Here is a 16,991-nt window from a genome sequence, read left to right on the forward strand (position 1 = left end):
ATGTCCGCCTTCATGCAGCGCCTGCGCCGGGCCGATACCGACCTCCTCCAGCTCCTCCTGCTGACGGTGCTGATCTTCGCCGGCATGGCGGCGCTGAACCCCGAGCGGTTCCTGCGGCCCTATGTCTTCGAATCCATCACCTTCATCGCGCCCGAGCTCGGGCTGCTCGCCATCGCCATGATGGTGGCGATGCTGACCGGCGGCATCGACCTTTCGGTCATCGGCATCGCCAACCTGTCGTGCATCCTGGCCGGCCTGTTCTTCCACAGCGTCGGTGCGCCGCGCGGGCCGGAACTCGCCAACCTGTCCCTGCCGCTGGTGCTCGCCGGGGTGGGCATCGCGCTCGGCACGGGGCTGCTGGCGGGGGCCGTCAACGGCTTCCTCATCGCCAGGCTGCGCGTCACGCCGATCCTCGCCACCATCGGCACCGGGCAGGTCTTCACCGGCATCTGCCTGGTTCTCACCGGCGGGCCGGCCGTGGTGGGCTTCCCCGCGCTCTGGGGCCAGTTCGGAAACGGCACGGTTCTCGGCGTGGCCGCGCCGCTGGTGGTGTTCCTCATCGTGGCGGGGCTGGTCTGGTTCCTGCTTTCGCGCACCGTCTTCGGCATCGACCTGACGCTGATCGGCACCAATCCCCGGGCTGCCGCCTTCGCCGGGCTGCGCACCGCGCGCACGGTGTTCCTCTCCTATGTGCTGACAGGCGGGCTGGCGGCCATCGCCGGCATCCTGCTCTCCGGCCGCACCAACGCGGCGAAGTCGGATTACGGCGTCTCCTACCTGCTCCAGGCGGTGCTGATCGCGGTGCTGGCGGGCACCAATCCGGCGGGCGGAAAGGGCTCGGTGCCCGGCATCGCCCTGGCGCTGGTGGCGCTGATGCTCCTGTCCTCGGGGTTGCAGATCATGCGTTTCAGCAATTTCCTCGTCGATCTCATCTGGGGTGGCTTCCTGCTGCTCTCCATCGCGCTGGCCGCCTGGCGCGCGCGGGGCCGCGGAGCATGATCGCCACCATTCCCCTGCATCCCGGCCTCTGCGGCGAGGCCCCGCGCGAGGTGTTCCGCGCCGGCGAGATGCGCGCCACGCTGCACCGCTACCCCACCGGCGTCGGCGCGCTCCGCCTCGCCAATGCGCGGGGGATGGTCGAGGTCCTGCCCTGGATGGGCGGCATGATCTGGTCGGCCTGCTTCGACGGCGTGGATCTCGCCATGACCAGCGGCTTCGACATGCCGCGCCCCGCCACCGGCATCGGCGGCACCTATGGCTGCTTCGCCTTCCACAGCGGATTGCTGCGCAACGGCGTGCCGGCGGCGGAGGACGACCACGCCGCGCATGGCGAGTTCCCCTGCGCCGAGATGCGGTCCGCCTGGCTGGAATGGGGCGAGGACGCCGAGGGGCCGTTCCTCCGCGCCGTGTCCGAGCGGGATCATGTCGTGGGCTTCGGGCCGCATTACCTCGCGCATCCCTGCCTCACGCTGCGCCCCGGCGCCATGCTGTTCGACATCGGCCTCGGTGTCGAGAACCGCTCCGGCAAGCCGATGGAACTGATGTACATGTGCCACGTCAACTTCGCCTTCGTGCCGGGGGCGGAGCTGATCCAGGCGGCGCCCTATACCCCGGAACGCGTGACGGTGCGCCGCGCCGTGCCCGCCCATGTCACGCCCGATGCGGACTACCTGGCGCTGATCGACGACCTCGCCCGCGATCCCGCGCGCATGGCGAGGCTCGACGAGTCCGCGCTCTATGACCCGGAGCAGGTCTTCTACCTGAGCGGCCTCGGCACCGATGCGCGGGGCGAGACGCATCTGATGCTGAGGCGGCCGGAAGGGGATGGCTTCGCGCTGTCCTACCGCCCCGACGCGCTGCCGCATTGCGTGCGCTGGATCCTGAACGATCCGGACCAGAAGGTGGCCGCCTTCGCCCTGCCGTCCACCTGCCAGCCCGAGGGTTACGCGGCGGAGAGGCGCAAGGGCCATGTGCGCCTGCTGCCGCCCGGAGGCCGCGCGGCCTTCGCCGTGCGCCTCGGCTACCTCGACCGGGCCGCCGCCGCGCGGATGGACCGGACCATCTCCTCCCTGACCATCTCCTCCCTGGCGTAGAACGGAGCGGCCGTCATGAGCGCGCGCATCGGTGTGGTCGGCAGCAACATGGTCGATCTCGTCACCTATATCGACCGGATGCCGGCGGCGGGCGAGACCCTCGCCGCGCCGTCCTTCAGCATGGGGCATGGCGGCAAGGGCGCCAATCAGGCCGTCGCCGCCGCCAGGCTCGGCGGCGAGGTGCTGCTGGTCAGCCGTGTCGGCGATGACCTGTTCGGCGGCGGCACCATCCGCAACCTCCGGGACATCGGCGTCGACGTGACGCATGTGCGCGCCGTGCCGGGCGCGCAGAGCGGCGTGGCGCCGATCTTCGTCGAGCCCTCGGGCGAGAACCGCATCCTGATCGTCAAGGGCGCCAACGAGCACCTGCTGCCGGCCGATGTGGACGCGGCCGCCGCGGACCTCGCCACCTGCGGGCTGATCCTGCTGCAGCTCGAGATCCCGCTAGAGACCGTGTACCACGTCATCGACTGGGCGGCCGCGCGCGGCATTCCGGTGCTGTTGAATCCGGCGCCGGCGGTGCCGGATCTGGATGTCTCGCGCATCCTGGGCGCCACCTTCCTGGCGCCGAACCAGACGGAACTCGGCATCCTGAGCGGCCTGCCGGCGGAGACGCGGGAGCAGGCCGAGGCCGCCGCCCGCACGCTGGTGGCGCGCGGGGTGAGGCAGGTGATCGTGACCCTGGGCGCGGAGGGCGCGCTGCTGGTGACGGCCGAGGGCCCGGCGCGCCACGTGCCGGCCGTGCCGGTGCGGCCGGTGGACACCAGCGGCGCGGGCGATGCCTTCCTAGGGGCCTTCGCGCAGCATTACGCGAGCCACGGCGACACGCTCGCGGCGATGCGCTGGGGCGCCCTGTACGCGGCGGATTCGATCACCCGGCAGGGAACCCAGAAGGCCTTCGCCGGCGAGGTGGAGTTCGCCGCCTTCCGCGAGGCCCTCGGCAGGGGCTGAGGCGCGGCCCCCGCGCGTTTTCCCGGAATTCCAGTCCCGATGCATCCAGGGCCGGGCGCGGCCCGTACCGCTCATGAGGGCGCCGCAAGGCGGCCCGTGCAGCAAGGATCATCGGCCATGCATGTTTCGTACTCTCTGGCACTGGGCTTCGGCCTCGCGGCCGCCGCCGCCGCCACGCCCGCGGGGGCCGCCACGCTGCTCGCGCTGACGAACGACAGCCGCCTGGTGGAGATCGACAGCGAGACCCTCGGAGCTGGCCGGCCTGTCACCATCCGCGGCGCCGAGGGCCGGTTGCTCGGCATCGACCAGCGCGCGGCGGACGGCAGGATCTATGGCGTCACCGACACCGGCCGCATCGTGACGATCGATCACCGGAGCGGGCAGGCCGTGGTGGTCGCGCGGCTGTCGGAGCCCTTCACGCCGGGCGGAAGGAGCGTGGTGGACTTCAACCCCATGGCCGACCGTCTGCGGCTGATGGGCATGAACGGTGCCAACTTCCGCGTGCATCCCGACACCGGCGCCGTGACGCGGGATGGCGGGCTGACATACCAGCCGGGTCCGCTGGGCGGCACCGTGCCGCGCATCGTGGCCGGCGCATACACCAACAGCATCGGCAAGCCGTCCTCCACGGCGCTGTACACCATCGACACGTCTCTCGGACAACTGAACCTGCAGGCACCCCCCAATGAGGGCGTGCAGCAGGCCAGGGGCGCCATGGAATCGCTGCCGGCCGGTGTCGCCTTCGACATCCTGGCGGACGCCCAGGGCGGAAACCGGGCCTGGCTGCTGTCCGCGGGCCAGCTCGGGGTTGTCACGCTGGAAACCGGTCAGGTGCGCCTCCTCGGCGCCGTCGCCGGCCTGCCGGGCAGCGAGATCGTCGACATTGCCGCCCTCCATTGAAGGCCACCCCTCCCCACCCGCCCTCCCGGGAGACCGTGATGCACAAGAAGGCCACCGTTGCCGATCTGCTGCTGATGCCGAAGCTCTACGCCCTGCCGCGCCGTGGCGTGCAGTCGGCGCTGGAGCACTTCGTCTGCGGCTACAGCGCCACGCTCTTCGCCCAGATGAGTGAGGGGGCGGGCCTCCTCCATGACGAGATGCAGCGCATCCTCGACCACACCGAGGCCGAGGTGCTGCATGAATCCGCCGTCGACGCGCATGGTCTGCGCCAGGGCATCTACCGCCTGCTGTTCCAGGATGGCGTGGTCGGCTTCGTGCGCATGCGGCTGCGGGAGGATCATCGCAGCGCCGAGCCGCCCCTGCCGCTGCGATCCGCCGGCTTCCACGTCGATTCCAGGCTGGCGGCGGTGCTGGCCAACCGGCTCCTCCGGGCGCTGATCCTCACGGAGGACCAGCCGGCACGGGGCGTGAACGCCCCGGTGGAGGATTTCCTGCTGTTCGACGGCGACGGAGCCTACCGGCCGGTGGTCGGGCAGATCTCGGACGACACCTTGCGCCGCCTTCTCAGCCTCGACCTTTCGCCCTGGCGCTGACCCGTGGCCGTGACCGGACAGGCCTCCCCGCCCGTCCGGTCAACGCCTACCGCGACGCGATCCTGCAGGCGCGGGGCTGCAACTCCACCCGGCGATCGAGCGCATCCGAGAGATCGTCCGTCCCGGTGCCGATCAGCAGCGCCGCCGCGCCCAGGCCGGTGGCCGTGGAGCGCGGCTCCAGTTCCGGCGCGCGGGCGACAAGGCCGCGGCGCACGGTCTCGGCTCGTCCGGCGGACAGGTGCTCGTTCCAGGCGGCGGTGCCGGTCGGGCTGGAATGGCCGGTCAGGTCGAGGCAGACGGCACGCGGGGTGGTCTGCGCGGCGATCTGGCGCAGCCACATCGGATAATCGCCGCTGATCTCGGGGTTGGGCCAGAAGGCGGGCGTGCCGGGGCGGAACAGGAACTTCATCGCCAGCCGCCCCTGGTCCAGGCCCTGCTTCACCACCTGGCCGAAGGCCGCCTCCGCCGCCTCCGCGCGGCCGAGGGCGCGGTTGCTGAGATAGAGGCCGTTGCGGGCCTTCATCGGGCTTCCGCCCGGCAGAGCGACGGCTGCCTCATAGGCGGCCAGCGCGGCGGCGTATCGCTCGTCCTCATAGGCGCGGATGCCATCGGCGATCAGCGCCTGGGCCGGCAAGGCCTCCAGGTAGCGGGGATCGATCGGCTCGCCGGGATCGCGCGCGCAGGTCTGCAGGTAGGCGGCGGTGATGGCCTCCGGCGACCAGGCGGGGCTGTCGCGGAAGAAGCCGGTCGGCGCCATGTCCACCGCCTCGGCGCGGACCCAGGCGGTCTCGTGCGAGACGACCTTGCCCGTGCGGAGATCGCCCAGCACGGCCCAGATGCGATAGGTGCCGGGTCGCGGCGCGCTGCTCGCCGGGATGACGCCCGGACCCGGGACCGGCGTGATGGCGCCCATCAGCACCACAGGCCTTGCCCGCAGGCTCTCCGTGCCGAAGGGTTGCAGGGCATAGTCCGGGTAGCGCTGGCCGATGATCTCCGCCATCCGCGCCTCCATCCCGCGTGTCGCGCTGGTCTGGATGCCGGTCGCGCGGTCGATCAGCGGATCGATCACCAGAGGATGCCGGCCGGAGGGGCCTGGCGGGTCGATCCGTGCCCGGTCGAACAGGGCGATGGTCAGGTCCCGTACCGCCTCGTCCAGCGTCTGGGCGTCCCTGGGCGGCTTCGGTGCTTCCGCCACCCGCATGGGCAGGGTCGGGGCGGCGGCTTCGGGGGAGGGAGGGGTGGTGCATCCGGCCAGCAGGCCGAGGCAGGACATGGCGCGGAGCAGGGCAGGGGGGAACATGGCTCGGATCTCCGGAGGCTTCGTGGTCTGGATGGAGGTCAGGGCTGCCGCTCGCCGCAGCCATCGCGCAGCCGTTGCCGGTCCGCCGTGCCAAGCGCCTCACCCAACTGCGCGCGCAGGATCGTGGCGCGGCAGGCCGCCAGGGCCTCGGACCGCGGCGGCGCCGGAGCTGACCGGCCGGGCGAACTCACCGGGGCGGATGGCACCGGCCGGGGCGAGGCCCACCGGGGTGGGGTCGGGCCGGCCCTGTCCGGCCCATCCGGCCGCGCTAGTGACGCCGAGGCGGGGCCGGGAGGTGGAGCCGGCGTCGCGTTCTCCGGCCCCGGCGGCATGTCCGGAGCCGGGACGGGCGCGGCCAGGGCGTTGAGCCCCGGCGCGGTGTCCAGGGGAGCCTCCGCCGGCGCCTCCCCCGGAACAGGGGGAATCGGCAGAGCGATCACGGCGGGAGGGGCGATGGAGCTCAGGTCCTGCGGCGGCGGAAGCGCGCGCGGCGCCAGGCCGGATGCCCAGCGGCGCAGTGGCTCGGCGGGTGGGTCGCCCGGCCATGGGATGGCCAGGACCATGGCCACGCCGAGCACGCAGCCGGCCAGGCCCAGGCCCACCCATCCCGCCGGCCGCCGCCAGGGCGGATCGGAGCGGTCCACCGGCGCCGCCCCCGACCGCACGACCCGATAGGGCCCCGGATAGGGCCCCGGTGCGGCCGTGGCCGCGGCGGGCTGCCCGATCCCCGCACGCCAGGCAGCGAGATGCGCCGTGGACGGCGCCGGTGTGGGCAGCACCACCTGCGACGGGTCCGGATGTGCCGCCTGGCCGAAGGCGGGGATCGCCGGGCGCGGCGCGCGGGGGGAAAGCCGTTCCGCATCCCCTGAGGAAGCGGAGGAGGCTGGCCGGATGCGATGCGCCGTATCCAAGTTGTTCTTCCTCTCGCCAATGACCGCCCCGGGGCTACGGCGGGAGAGGAAGATCAGATGCAGTCATCGCGATGCCGTGATCAGGGAAGGTCGGCCGGCGACAGGAAGATCGAGCGGACAGAGATGACGGGGTTTGAAATCAGACCGAGAACAACTTCTTGGGTAAAAAACTGTAAGTCATTGTTCTGGAACAATTCATTGCCCCTTCCTGGACCTGCCGGCTTGGCGGGGATGACGTCCCGTCGGGGGGCACCGGGTTCATGCGCCCCCGACGGCGGTCAGCCGGCCGATGAACAGAATGGGTCCCGTCGGCCTGCCGGTGGGCGAGCCCCCCGGAGGTTCCAGGCTGATCTCGATCAGCATGCCGGGAGACGGCGCAAGGCCGCCCGGCGTGACCGTGACGCTGCCGTCCCCGGGAATCAGGCCGAGCGAGGTCGGTGCCGTGGCGCCCTGCGGCAGCGCCCAGAGCTGCAGCACCCGGCTCGGATCGACCGGCTGCGGATTGAGCGCGGCCAGCCGCAGCGCGCCGCCCTGCGCCTCGACCAGCCAGGCCGGCTGGTCGCGCTGGGTGAGCAGGACGGTGGTCAGGCGCTCCGGCGCCGGCCGCAGCCACAGGAAGGCGGCCAGCCCGGCGGCGAGCGCCGTGCTGCCGAGCGCCCAGCCCCGCCACATCCAGCCGGCCTTCTCCCGGCGCGGCGCGGCGCGCGAGGGGGCCGGCCCGAGTCCCGCCAGCGAGGCCTCGATGCGCGGCCAGAGCGCCGGTGGAGGGTCGAGCGCGGGCTGCAGATGGGAAAGCGGCGCCAGCCGGCGGCGCCACCGGTCCACCTCCTGCCGCAGCCCGGCATCGCCGGGCAGGGCCTCCTCCAGTGCCGCCGCCTCGCGCGCCTCCAGCGTGCCGAGCACGTATTCGGCGGCCAGCAGATCTCTCTCCTCGCGATCCTCGGGGATCATGTCATGCACTCCCGCAGCCGCAGCAGGCCGCGACGGATCATCGATTTCACCGTGCCGAGTGGCGCCTTGAGCCGTTCACCGATCTGCGGATGCGACAGGCCGTGCACGAAGGCCAGCAGGATGGCGCCGCGAGGATGGGCGTCGAGCTGGTCCAGGCATTCCTGCAGCCGCCGGCCGTCCTCCTGCTCCGCGATCTCCTCCAGGACGCGGGGCTCCAGCGCCGCGTCGCCCAGGCCGGGGTCGTCGGTCGGCAGTTCCCGCCCGCGCGCCCGGGCGCGGTCCAGCGCCGCGTTGCGGACGATGCCCATCATCCAGGCGGCTGCCGGGCCGCGCGCGGAATCGTACTGGCCCGCACGGCCCGCGATCTTGAGGAAGGCGTCGTGCACCGCATCGGCCGCGGCCTCGCGGTCGCGCAGGATCGCCATGGCGACGCCGAACATGCGGCTGGCCTGCGCATCATAGACCGGCCGCAGGGCGTCCCGGCGGCCGCGCGCGATATCCGCGAGCAGAAACTCCATGCTCTGGTGCTGACCGTCCATGCGCCCTCCGCCGCTTCCGGGAGGCGAGACGGATTTCGCCGGAAGCGCAAGGGCAGGCATGCCTGACATCTGCTTGATGGGCGGCGGGGAAGGGCCGTGCCGCCTGGCTGGACCAGCGGTCCGCATCCTTCCGGCATGGCGCCGCCGACCTTGGGCCCGCAGGGATGGCAGGGGAGGCCGCCGCGATGGCGCAGCAACCAGCGGATGAAGGCAAACGAAAATTTCCCCGCCTCCGGCGCGGCCCTGGCGTGGCCCCCCGCCATGCCGCAGACTGCGGCCAACGCCCGGCACGGACCGGCGATGGTGAGGGAAACGCAGGACATGAACGTGTTCGAGGCGCGCGGGGCGCCGTCCCGGCCCGGTGCGGCCGGCCGTCTCCCGGTGCCGGCCGCATGACGGGCGAGGCCCTGCTGGATTCGCGGACCGCCTGGATTCGTCTCTCCGCCATCATCACGCTCTCCATGCTGGGCGGCGTGGGAATGTGGTCCGTCATTGTCGCGCTGCCCTATGTACAGGCCGAGTTCGGCGTGACGCGTGGCGCCGCCTCGCTGCCCTATACCCTGACCATGCTGGGCTTCGGCGCCGGCGGCATCCTGATGGGGCGGCTCACGGACCGGTTCGGCGCCATGCGGCCGCTGATGGGCGCGACCGTGATGCTGGCCGCCGGCTATGTCCTCGCCGGGATGGCGCCGGACCTGGCCTTCTACACCCTGGCCCAGGGTCTGATGATCGGCATGCTCGGCGCCTCCGCCGCCTTCGCGCCGCTGGTGGCCGATGCCTCGCTCTGGTTCCGGCGGCGGCGCGGCACCGCCGTGGCCCTGGCGGCCTCGGGCAACTATCTGGCGGGTGTCGTCTGGCCGCCGGTGCTGACCTGGCTGATCGGCGCGCATGGCTGGCGCGTGGCGCACATGATGGTGGGCGGCATCTGCCTGCTGACGATGCTGCCGCTGGCCCTGGTGCTGCGCGCCCGCGCGCCGGGATCGCGGGACGGCGAAGGCCCGGGCGAGGCGGGACGGGCCCGCCCGCTCGGCCTCTCGCGCAACGGCCTGACGGCGATCCTCTGCTGCGCCGGCGTGGCCTGCTGCGTCGCCATGTCGATGCCGCAGGTGCACATCGTCGCCTATTGCGGCGACCTCGGCTATGGCGTGGCGCGCGGGGCGGAGATGCTTTCCGTGATGCTCGCCTGCGGCATCGTGTCACGCATCGGCTCCGGCCTCATCGCCGACAGGATCGGCGGGCTGGCGACGCTGCTGCTGGGCTCGGTGCTGCAGGGGCTGGCCCTGTCGCTGTTCCTGTTCTTCGACGGCCTGGCCTCATTGTTCATGCTCTCGGCCCTTTTCGGCGTGGTGCAGGGGGGCATCGTGCCGTCCTACGCGGTGATCGTGCGCGAGAGCTTTCCGGCCTCGGAGGTCGGGACGCGCGTGGGCATCGTGCTGATGGCGACGCTGGTGGGGATGGCGCTGGGCGGCTGGCTCTCCGGCGTCATCTTCGATCTGACCGGCAGCTACGCCGCCGCCTTCCTGAACGGCGTCATCTGGAACGCGGCGAATGTGCTGATCGTCGCCTGGCTGCTGCTGCGGGGGCGGCGTGCCGCCGGACGGGTGCCGGCTTCCCCGGCGGGTTTGGTTCTTTAGCGCCGCCGGGCGGCGTGCTAGGGCCGCAGGATCGATGTTCCGTCGTGCCCGTCCAGGCTGGCGGCGGAACGGAGCAGACAACCAGGCGGGCGCGAGGCCTGCCGCGGCCCCGTTTTGCAAGGGTAGGGTCACATGATCCAGCGCCTTCTCTCCGTCAGTCGCTTCATCATGATCATCCCCTTCGCCGTGACGCTGGCATGCTCCTTCGTCATGCTGTTCTACCAGAGCGCCGTCACGATCGCCTCCGCGATCGAACTGGCGCAGCGGGGAGAGGTGAACCAGACGGTGATGAAGATCTTCGCCGTCGAGGTCATCCAGGCCATCGACGTCTTCCTGATCGCGATCGCCAGCTACATCACGAGCATCGGCCTCTACACGCTCTTCATCGATGAGAAGCTGCCCCGCCCGTCCTGGCTGCGGCTCCAGAACCTGGAGGATCTCAAGGACAATCTCATCAGCGTCGTCATCGCGGTCCTGGCGGTGCTGTTCCTGCGCGAGGCGGTCGCCTGGGAAGGCGATCTGGGCATCGTATCCTTCGGCGCGGCCTGCGCCCTGGTGATCGCCTCGCTGGTGTTCTTCCTGGTGAAGAGCCGCGGGAGCGACGACTGACGCGCGGCATTCCGGGCGCCTTCAGGAGAGGTCCGGAATGCCGCCTGGCGGGGATCACCGGCGGATCACCCCAGGTCCGGCGCCATCTGGATCGACTGTGGCGCGACGACGGCGAAAGGCCGCTCCTCGTGTTCCGGCTCGGCCCGCGTGGCGGCGCGGAGCAGCGAGGCGGCCATCAGGACCCCGGCGGCGCCCGCCATGAGGTACAGGACGCCGTCGATGTCGAGGTGGCCCATGATCCAGGAGGCGGAGACCGGCCCGCAGGCCGAGCCTATGCCGCTCACCAGGATCATGCGGCCGCTGATGGAGACCACGCGTTCCGCCGGCAGGTGGTCCATCGCGTGGGAGACGCAGACCGGGTAGAGCGCCGACATGAACCCGCCCAGCAGCGCCGCCAGGGGCAGGATCGCGGCGAAGGTCTTCGGCGCGATGCTCAGGGCGAGCGCGGTGCCCGCCACGCCCGCCGCGAGGGCCCCCGCCAGCAGGCGCCGGTCCAGCCGGTCCGAGAGCAGGCCGACGGGGACCTGGAAGGCGAATCCGCCCAGCACGGCGGTGAGCATGAACAGCGAGATGGTCGTCTGCGGAATGTCGTTCACCAGCATCCAGGCCGGGAAGACGGCGTAGAAGGTCGCGCCTACCATGCCGGCGATGAAGCATCCCAGCACGGCCAGCGGCGCCGCGCGCAGCAGTTCGCCGTAGGTCAGCCCTTCCTCGACGGTGAGCGGTGGCGGCTCGGCGCGCGTGGTGCTCACCATGATCAGCGCCAGGGCGAAGGTCACTGAGATGATGCTGAACGGCAGGCTGCCCTCGACAGGAAAGGAGGCGATGAGCAGCTGGCCGACCGCCAGGGCCAGAAAGGTGCCGACCATGTAGAAGGCGAAGACCCGGCCCCGTATCGCGCGGGGCGCCTTGGCGTGCAGCCAGCTCTCCGTCGTCACGAAAAGGCCGGCGCAGCCGTAACCGATCGCGGCGCGCAACACGCTCCAGGCGGCGAGGTCGCTGACGGCCGACATCGCGGCCGTCGCGGCGATGACAATGCCCCCGAAGGCCGTATAGGATCGGATATGGCCGATCCTCTGCAGAAGTCGGCCACAGGAGACGGCGCCGATGGTGAAGCCGATGAAATAGGCGCTCAGGACAATACCCTCAAAGGCGGGATCGAAGGATTCGATGCCGAGCCGCAGCGAGACCACCGTCGTGAAGAAGCCGTTTGCCAGCTGGATCAGGCTGGTTGCCAGAATCAGGGTGCCAAGCTGTGCGCGCACCGGGGACTCCTTCGTGATCATGAACCACAGAGCTGCTTCCGCGGCATTCCCAACCCGATCAGACTGCCCCGCCGAGGACAAGCGCCATGTCGCGGATCCTCCCCCACGGCGCGCGCCGGCTCGGGCCATGGCCTGCCTGCTGTCCGTCCTGACGGTGGGCCTGATGACAGGATCGGCCGCCCGGGCGCAAGGGCCGGCGGAAGCGCCCCAGGACCGGGGCGTGCTGACACTGCTCAACGAGAACGACATGTGGGGCGGCACGGACCGCTACTACACCAACGGTCTGCGGCTGGGCTGGACCTCGCCCGTCGGCGCGCCTCCCGCCGCTCTCTCCTGGCTCGACCGGCAGTTCGACTGGCTGCTCGGCGATGGTGCGTTCCGATGGTCCCTGTCGCTCGACCAGGCGATCTTCACGCCGGAGGACATCCGAAACCGGCGTCCCGATCCCCGCGACCGCCCCTATGCCGGCCACCTGTCCCTCACGCTCGGCCTGGAGCGGGCCACGGAGCGCGAACGCACCGTGCTGGCCTTCCAGCTCGGCCTGGTCGGCCCCGGCGCCGGCGGCGAGTTCATCCAGAACCGCTGGCACGACGTCATCAACAAGTACCACGCCGAGGGCTGGGACACACAGTTGCGCGACGAGCCGACCTTCGGCGTCCTGGCGGAACGCAACTGGCGGGTTTCCACGGGCCGTCTCGGCACCTTCGACACCGAGATCATCCCGGCCGCGACCCTGTCGCTCGGAACGGCCCATACCTATGCCGGCGGCGGGATCACCTTCCGCCTGGGCGACGCGCTCGATGCGGACTGGGGCCCGTCCCGCCTGCGGCCCTCCCTCGGGGACAGCGTGCCGGGACGGCCGAGACAGGCCTTAGGCTGGTATGTCTTCGGCGGTATCGGAGGGCGCGGCGTGGCGCGCAACCTGTTCCTCGACGGCAGCACCTGGCGCGACAGCGCCAGTGTCGATCGGCGGCCCGTGGTCGGCGAGATCGAGGCGGGACTGGCCGTCTTCTGGCGCGGCATGCGGCTGGCCTATACCCAGGTCTGGCAGTCGAAGGAGTTCAGCGAGCAGAAGGGGGGGCAGAGTTTCGGCGCGATCAGCCTGACCATTCCGTTCTAGGATACCGGTCGTAACGACCGGGGACTCCCTTCATGAAGGCCGGCGGTTTTCTTCCCGTCCTGCTGGGACTCGGGGCGGTTGTGCTGGTGCTCGCCGGGCTTTGGGCGGCGGCGTCCCTGATGGCGCCGCTGACCGTCGCCCTGTTCATCATCGCATCGGTCGTCCCGTGGCAGCGGCAGCTGGAACGCATCCTGCCGCGCCCGCTGGCGATGCTGCTGATGCTGCTGGCCATCGTGACCGTCGTGGGCGCTTTCGGCAGCCTCGCCGTCTGGGCCGTCAACCGCGCCGGTCACTGGCTGGTCGAGAACAGCGCCAGCATCCTGGCCCTCTACGCGGCGGCGACGGCCATGCTCGACGCCCAGGGGCTGGACACGGCCGCCGCCCTGGCCGGGCAGCTCGATGTCTCCATGATGCTGCGCACCGCGCGCAGCCTGGCGGCCTATCTGCAAGGCTTCATCAGCTTCATGATGCTGATGCTGATCTTCATCATCCTGGGCCTGCCGGAGGCGGGGCCGGTGGCGCGCCGGCTGGAGGCGCTGGGGCCGGAGGGCCATGGCGGCCGGGCGTTGCGCGTCGCCAGGTCGACCTCGCGGAAGTTCCAGCACTACCTGCTGGTCCGCACGGTGATGAGCCTGGCGACAGGCCTCTGTGTCTATGGCATCGCACTGCTGTTTCATCTGGAACTGGCCCTGGAATGGGGTGTGCTCGCCTTCGTGCTGAACTACCTCCCCTTCATCGGCCCCCTGGTCGCGACGATCCTGCCGGCGCTGCTCGCCGGGGTGCAGTTCGGGGCCCTGACGCCGGCGGTCGGTGTCATGCTCGTCATGATCCTCACGCAGAATCTCATCGGCACCTATGTGGAACCGCGCGTGGCGGGCAACGCGCTGGCGATCTCGCCCTTCCTCATTCTGCTGGCGGTCTTCTTCTGGAGCTTCCTGTGGGGCATTGCCGGCGCCTTCATCGGCGTGCCGATCGCCATCGCCATCATGGAAGCCTGTGGCGCCTATCCCCGTACCCGCTGGGTCGCGGCCCTGCTTTCCGCCGCATCCTCCGATCCGGTGCCGCGCCGGGCTTCCGGGGAATCATGAAGGGGCGGGCGCCATGCCCTGGCGCCCGCCCCCTGACCGATGTGTCTGACGAAGACGGGCGCTACCGGACCGCCTCGGGATCCGGCGGGATGTTGCCCGGACGATAGTTGGGCAGGCCGCCGGAGGGGATGATGGCGATGAGCGCCAGGCCGGCCATGATCAGCAGGCCGATCTTGAGGGCCCGCAACCGGGCCTCGGTGTTGATCCGCACCGCCTCGGCCACCTGCTCGGGCGAGGCCGTCGTGTTGCTGAGCACGGCCTGCAGGCGGTCGTTGCTGACGAAGTTGATGTTGTCGAGATTGACCTGGGCGCGCAGCTCCTCGGTCAGCACCGGGCTGGCCGTGACCCTGCCGAGGACGGCGCTGCTCAACAGGCCGACCACGAGCGCCCCGGCGACGGCGGTGCCCACGGCGGAAGCCAGGTTCTGCGTGGTGCCCCGCAGCGAGCCGACATCGCTGGCCAGTTCCTTGGGCGAGGCGGTGACCAGCACGTTGAACAGCAGGGTGACAAGCGCGCCCTGGCCGATGCCGAAGAGGATCAGCCCGAGCAGGACAGGCCACTCGTTCCAGTCGTTGCGCACGACGAAGGCCAGCCAGAGCAGGGCCACGGTGCAGATGACGAAGCTGCACCGCGCGATCAGCCGCGGCGTCATCTTGTCGTAGAGATTGACGACCAGCATGGCGGTGAAGAAGACGGTCAGGTTGAAGGGCATCATGGCCACGGCCGTGGCGATCGGCGATCGGCCCTGCACGATCTGGATATAGAGCGGCACCAGGAAGTTCAGTGCCGCCTCCAGCGCCACGACGACGAACAGGGCATAGACCGCGGAGCGCTCCTTCGGCGAATCCACGACCTCCAGCGCCAGCAGGGGCGTCCGTCCCTGCGCCCTGGCGCGGTGCGTCCAGGCCAGGAAGGCCTGGCCCAGCACGATGCCGAGGATGATCAGCACCGGCGCGGGGGACAGGCCCAGGAGGTCGAACGGCGCCCCCGGCCGCGCCCATCCGAGGCCCCAGCGGTTCAGGTTGTTGAAGCCGAAGCTGATGCAGATGATGGCGGCGGCCGCGAGCACGACGCCCAGCAGGTCGATCCGGACATCGGGATGCGGGGTCGAGGGCTTGAGGCGCAGGCTGGCGGCGAAGGCGATGGCGGAGGCCACGATCAGGATGCCGAAGGAGGGCCGCCAGCCGATATGGGTGCCGAGAACGCCGCCGATCACGAAGGCCAGCACCCCCGCGGCGGCGCGGGCCGAACCCAGCGCGCCCACCGCCGTGGCCTGCTGGCGCCCGCGGTAGTTCTCGGCGATCAGCGCGACCAGGCAGGGAACGATCACGGCGGCCGAAAGGCCGCACAGGGCCTGCGCCGTGATCATCAGCGTCGCGGTCGGCGTGAGCGTCATCAGCACCTGTGCCGCGAGGAAAGCGAGGATGGCGCCACGGAAGACGCGGGACGGGCCGAAGCGCTGGGAAAGCTTCGCGCCCAGCATGACGAAGCCCGCGACCAGCATGCCGTACATCACGATGCCGGTGGCCACCGTGGTCGGCGGCACATCGAAGCTGGCCACCATGCCGCCCAGCGCCACGGGAAGAGAGGCCACGTTGAACGACATGATCATCTGGCCGAGCACGATGGCCATGAGGGGAACCCAGCTCTCGCGGCTCTCCGCGTCCTGGCCTGTCACATCGGCGTCGAGCGCCATGGCGTTCTCCAGTTCATGCTTGCCGAAAGAATCGGAATGGCCTCAGGCCGGCTTGGACACCAGCAGGTCTAGGCCGAGGCGATGCGACAGGAACCGCGCCACCTGCTGGCCCTTGACGCTGTTGCCCGCCTTGTCCAGCCGTGGCGCATAGGTGCCGAGGCCGCCTTTCCCGGGGGAGACGGTGACGATGCCGCCGCCGATGCCGCTCTTGCCCGGAAGGCCGATCTCGTAGAGCCAGTCTCCGGAGGTTTCGTAGAGCCCGGCGGTGATCATGACGGCCAGGGTGTAGTGGCAGACCTCCGGGCTGACGATCTGCTCGCCGGTCACCGGATTGACGCCGCCATCGGCCAGCGTGGCGCCCATGATCGCCAGATCCCGCGCGGTGACCTGAAGCGAGCACTGGCGGGTGTAGAGATCGGTCGCCTCGGCCGGGTCGGAGTAGATGGCGCCCATCCCCTGCAGCGCATTGGCGATGCCGCGGTTGCGGAAATTGGTCTCGCTGGCGCAGCGGTAGGTTTCCTCATCCAGCTCCAGCTGCCGGCCGGCGAAGCGGCTCAGGCCCTGATGAATGAAGCTCCACTTCTCCGCCTCCGACCGGCCGGGAACCAGGCTCGTCGTCGCGATGGCGCCGGGATTGACCATCGGATTCGTCTTGCCGTCGCGGCTGAACTCGATGGCCGCCAGCGAATTGAAGGGGCGGCCGGTGCCGTTCACGCCGAGCTTCTCGCGTGCGGCCTGCGGGCCCAGGAGCTGACAGACCAGCGCGAAGAGAAACGGCTTGGAGACGCTCATGATCGTGAATGGCGTCTCGACATCCCCGACGGCGGCGATCCCGCCGTCATTCGCCACGATGCAGATGCCGAACTGCTGAGGCGGCACCCGCGCCAGGGCGGGATAGACGGTGGAAACCTCGCCCTCCTCGGAGTCCTTGAAGCGGTTGTAGGCCTCGTCGATCAGGCGTTTGACCGGCTCCTCGTCGGGAAGCTGGCCGGTCGAGACGTAATCATAGCCTTCATCCTCGGAAGGCTGGGGAAATGGGGACACCTCCATGGCGGACCTACTCCTCCCGATACCGACATCGTTGTTCTTCTGTTGAGTGGGCGTCGTCGAAGCCCGGGCATACCGGAGCGCATACCTTCACCTCTGCAGTGAGGCTGCGCCTCCGAAAGGGTGTCGTCAATTTGCATGTCAACGTCCGCCACGCGCCCGGGGATGACAAATTGGTGTGGTCAATCCTCCTTGGCGCGGGCTTTCGGGAGCCACCGTGGGGCAGGTCCGGCATGCTGACGGACCCCTGCGGTGGCCCGGCCCGTTGCGAGCCCGCAGCGGCCGTGACAGATG

The 16,991-nt window shown here is 70.6% G+C and carries 16 protein-coding genes; 9 read left to right on the forward strand and 7 right to left on the reverse strand.

Annotated elements, in window-relative coordinates; translation table 11 throughout:
* The 5 genes from D9598_RS07585 (at position 1) to D9598_RS07605 (ending at position 4,537) form a co-directional block, all read left to right on the forward strand.
* Positions 1–999, forward strand: coding sequence for an ABC transporter permease (locus D9598_RS07585; protein ID WP_198365804.1), 999 nt, complete (start codon positions 1–3; stop codon positions 997–999).
* Complete coding sequence (locus tag D9598_RS07590; RefSeq protein ID WP_198365805.1) at positions 996–2,093, forward strand: aldose 1-epimerase family protein; 1,098 nt, start codon at positions 996–998, stop codon at positions 2,091–2,093. Before D9598_RS07585 ends, D9598_RS07590 begins: the two co-directional genes overlap by 4 nt.
* Before the next feature lie 15 nt (positions 2,094–2,108).
* On the forward strand, positions 2,109–3,044 hold the full coding sequence (gene rbsK / locus D9598_RS07595) for a ribokinase (protein ID WP_198365806.1): 936 nt from the start codon (positions 2,109–2,111) through the stop codon (positions 3,042–3,044).
* Positions 3,045–3,161: 117 nt separating this feature from the next.
* Positions 3,162–3,944, forward strand: coding sequence for a DUF4394 domain-containing protein (locus D9598_RS07600; RefSeq protein ID WP_198365807.1), 783 nt, complete (start codon positions 3,162–3,164; stop codon positions 3,942–3,944).
* Between the two features lie 38 nt (positions 3,945–3,982).
* On the forward strand, positions 3,983–4,537 hold the full coding sequence (locus D9598_RS07605; RefSeq protein WP_198365808.1) for a hypothetical protein: 555 nt from the start codon (positions 3,983–3,985) through the stop codon (positions 4,535–4,537).
* A 46-nt stretch (positions 4,538–4,583) separates the two neighbouring features.
* Here D9598_RS07605 and D9598_RS07610 read toward each other — a convergent pair whose 3' ends face one another.
* The 4 genes from D9598_RS07610 to D9598_RS07625 form a co-directional block, all read right to left on the reverse strand.
* Positions 4,584–5,837 (reverse strand): hypothetical protein, encoded by a 1,254-nt coding sequence (locus tag D9598_RS07610; RefSeq protein ID WP_198365809.1) that lies wholly within the window; start codon positions 5,835–5,837, stop codon positions 4,584–4,586.
* Between the two features lie 38 nt (positions 5,838–5,875).
* Positions 5,876–6,748, reverse strand: coding sequence for a hypothetical protein (locus D9598_RS07615; protein WP_198365810.1), 873 nt, complete (start codon positions 6,746–6,748; stop codon positions 5,876–5,878).
* 258 nt (positions 6,749–7,006) lie between these two features.
* The gene (locus D9598_RS07620; RefSeq protein WP_198365811.1) at positions 7,007–7,699 is read right to left on the reverse strand and encodes an anti-sigma factor domain-containing protein; all 693 of its coding nucleotides are present in this window, start codon (positions 7,697–7,699) and stop codon (positions 7,007–7,009) included.
* Positions 7,696–8,238 carry a sigma-70 family RNA polymerase sigma factor gene (locus tag D9598_RS07625; protein ID WP_198365812.1) on the reverse strand — a complete coding sequence of 181 codons (543 nt, stop codon included), beginning with the start codon at positions 8,236–8,238 and terminating at the stop codon, positions 7,696–7,698. Before D9598_RS07625 ends, D9598_RS07620 begins: the two co-directional genes overlap by 4 nt.
* A gap of 392 nt (positions 8,239–8,630) precedes the next feature.
* Here D9598_RS07625 and D9598_RS07630 point away from each other — a divergent pair, with 392 nt between their 5' ends.
* Positions 8,631–9,872 carry an MFS transporter gene (locus D9598_RS07630; RefSeq protein WP_198365813.1) on the forward strand — a complete coding sequence of 414 codons (1,242 nt, stop codon included), beginning with the start codon at positions 8,631–8,633 and terminating at the stop codon, positions 9,870–9,872.
* A gap of 132 nt (positions 9,873–10,004) precedes the next feature.
* Entirely contained in the window at positions 10,005–10,481 is a 477-nt protein-coding gene (locus D9598_RS07635) for a YqhA family protein (protein WP_198365814.1), read from the forward strand.
* 65 nt (positions 10,482–10,546) lie between these two features.
* On the opposite strand, the gene D9598_RS07640 is transcribed toward D9598_RS07635, so the two are convergent.
* On the reverse strand, positions 10,547–11,746 hold the full coding sequence (locus tag D9598_RS07640; RefSeq protein WP_370591961.1) for an MFS transporter: 1,200 nt from the start codon (positions 11,744–11,746) through the stop codon (positions 10,547–10,549).
* 127 nt (positions 11,747–11,873) lie between these two features.
* Between D9598_RS07640 and D9598_RS07645 the strand changes: the two genes are divergently transcribed.
* Together D9598_RS07645 and D9598_RS07650 are read left to right on the forward strand one after the other, a co-directional pair.
* Complete coding sequence (locus D9598_RS07645) at positions 11,874–12,866, forward strand: lipid A deacylase LpxR family protein (RefSeq protein WP_198365817.1); 993 nt, start codon at positions 11,874–11,876, stop codon at positions 12,864–12,866.
* A gap of 32 nt (positions 12,867–12,898) precedes the next feature.
* Positions 12,899–13,954, forward strand: a complete 1,056-nt coding sequence (locus D9598_RS07650) for an AI-2E family transporter (RefSeq protein WP_198365819.1) — start codon at positions 12,899–12,901, stop codon at positions 13,952–13,954.
* A 61-nt stretch (positions 13,955–14,015) separates the two neighbouring features.
* Here D9598_RS07650 and D9598_RS07655 read toward each other — a convergent pair whose 3' ends face one another.
* Complete coding sequence (locus D9598_RS07655) at positions 14,016–15,650, reverse strand: MFS transporter (RefSeq protein WP_198365821.1); 1,635 nt, start codon at positions 15,648–15,650, stop codon at positions 14,016–14,018.
* A gap of 42 nt (positions 15,651–15,692) precedes the next feature.
* Positions 15,693–16,700: a glutaminase A gene (gene glsA, locus D9598_RS07660; RefSeq protein WP_198365823.1), complete on the reverse strand. Its 1,008-nt coding sequence runs from the start codon at positions 16,698–16,700 to the stop codon at positions 15,693–15,695.
* Between the last annotated feature and the right edge of the window lie 291 nt (positions 16,701–16,991).

Source organism: Roseomonas sp. KE0001 (genome assembly GCF_016107285.1).
GTDB lineage: Bacteria > Pseudomonadota > Alphaproteobacteria > Acetobacterales > Acetobacteraceae > Pseudoroseomonas.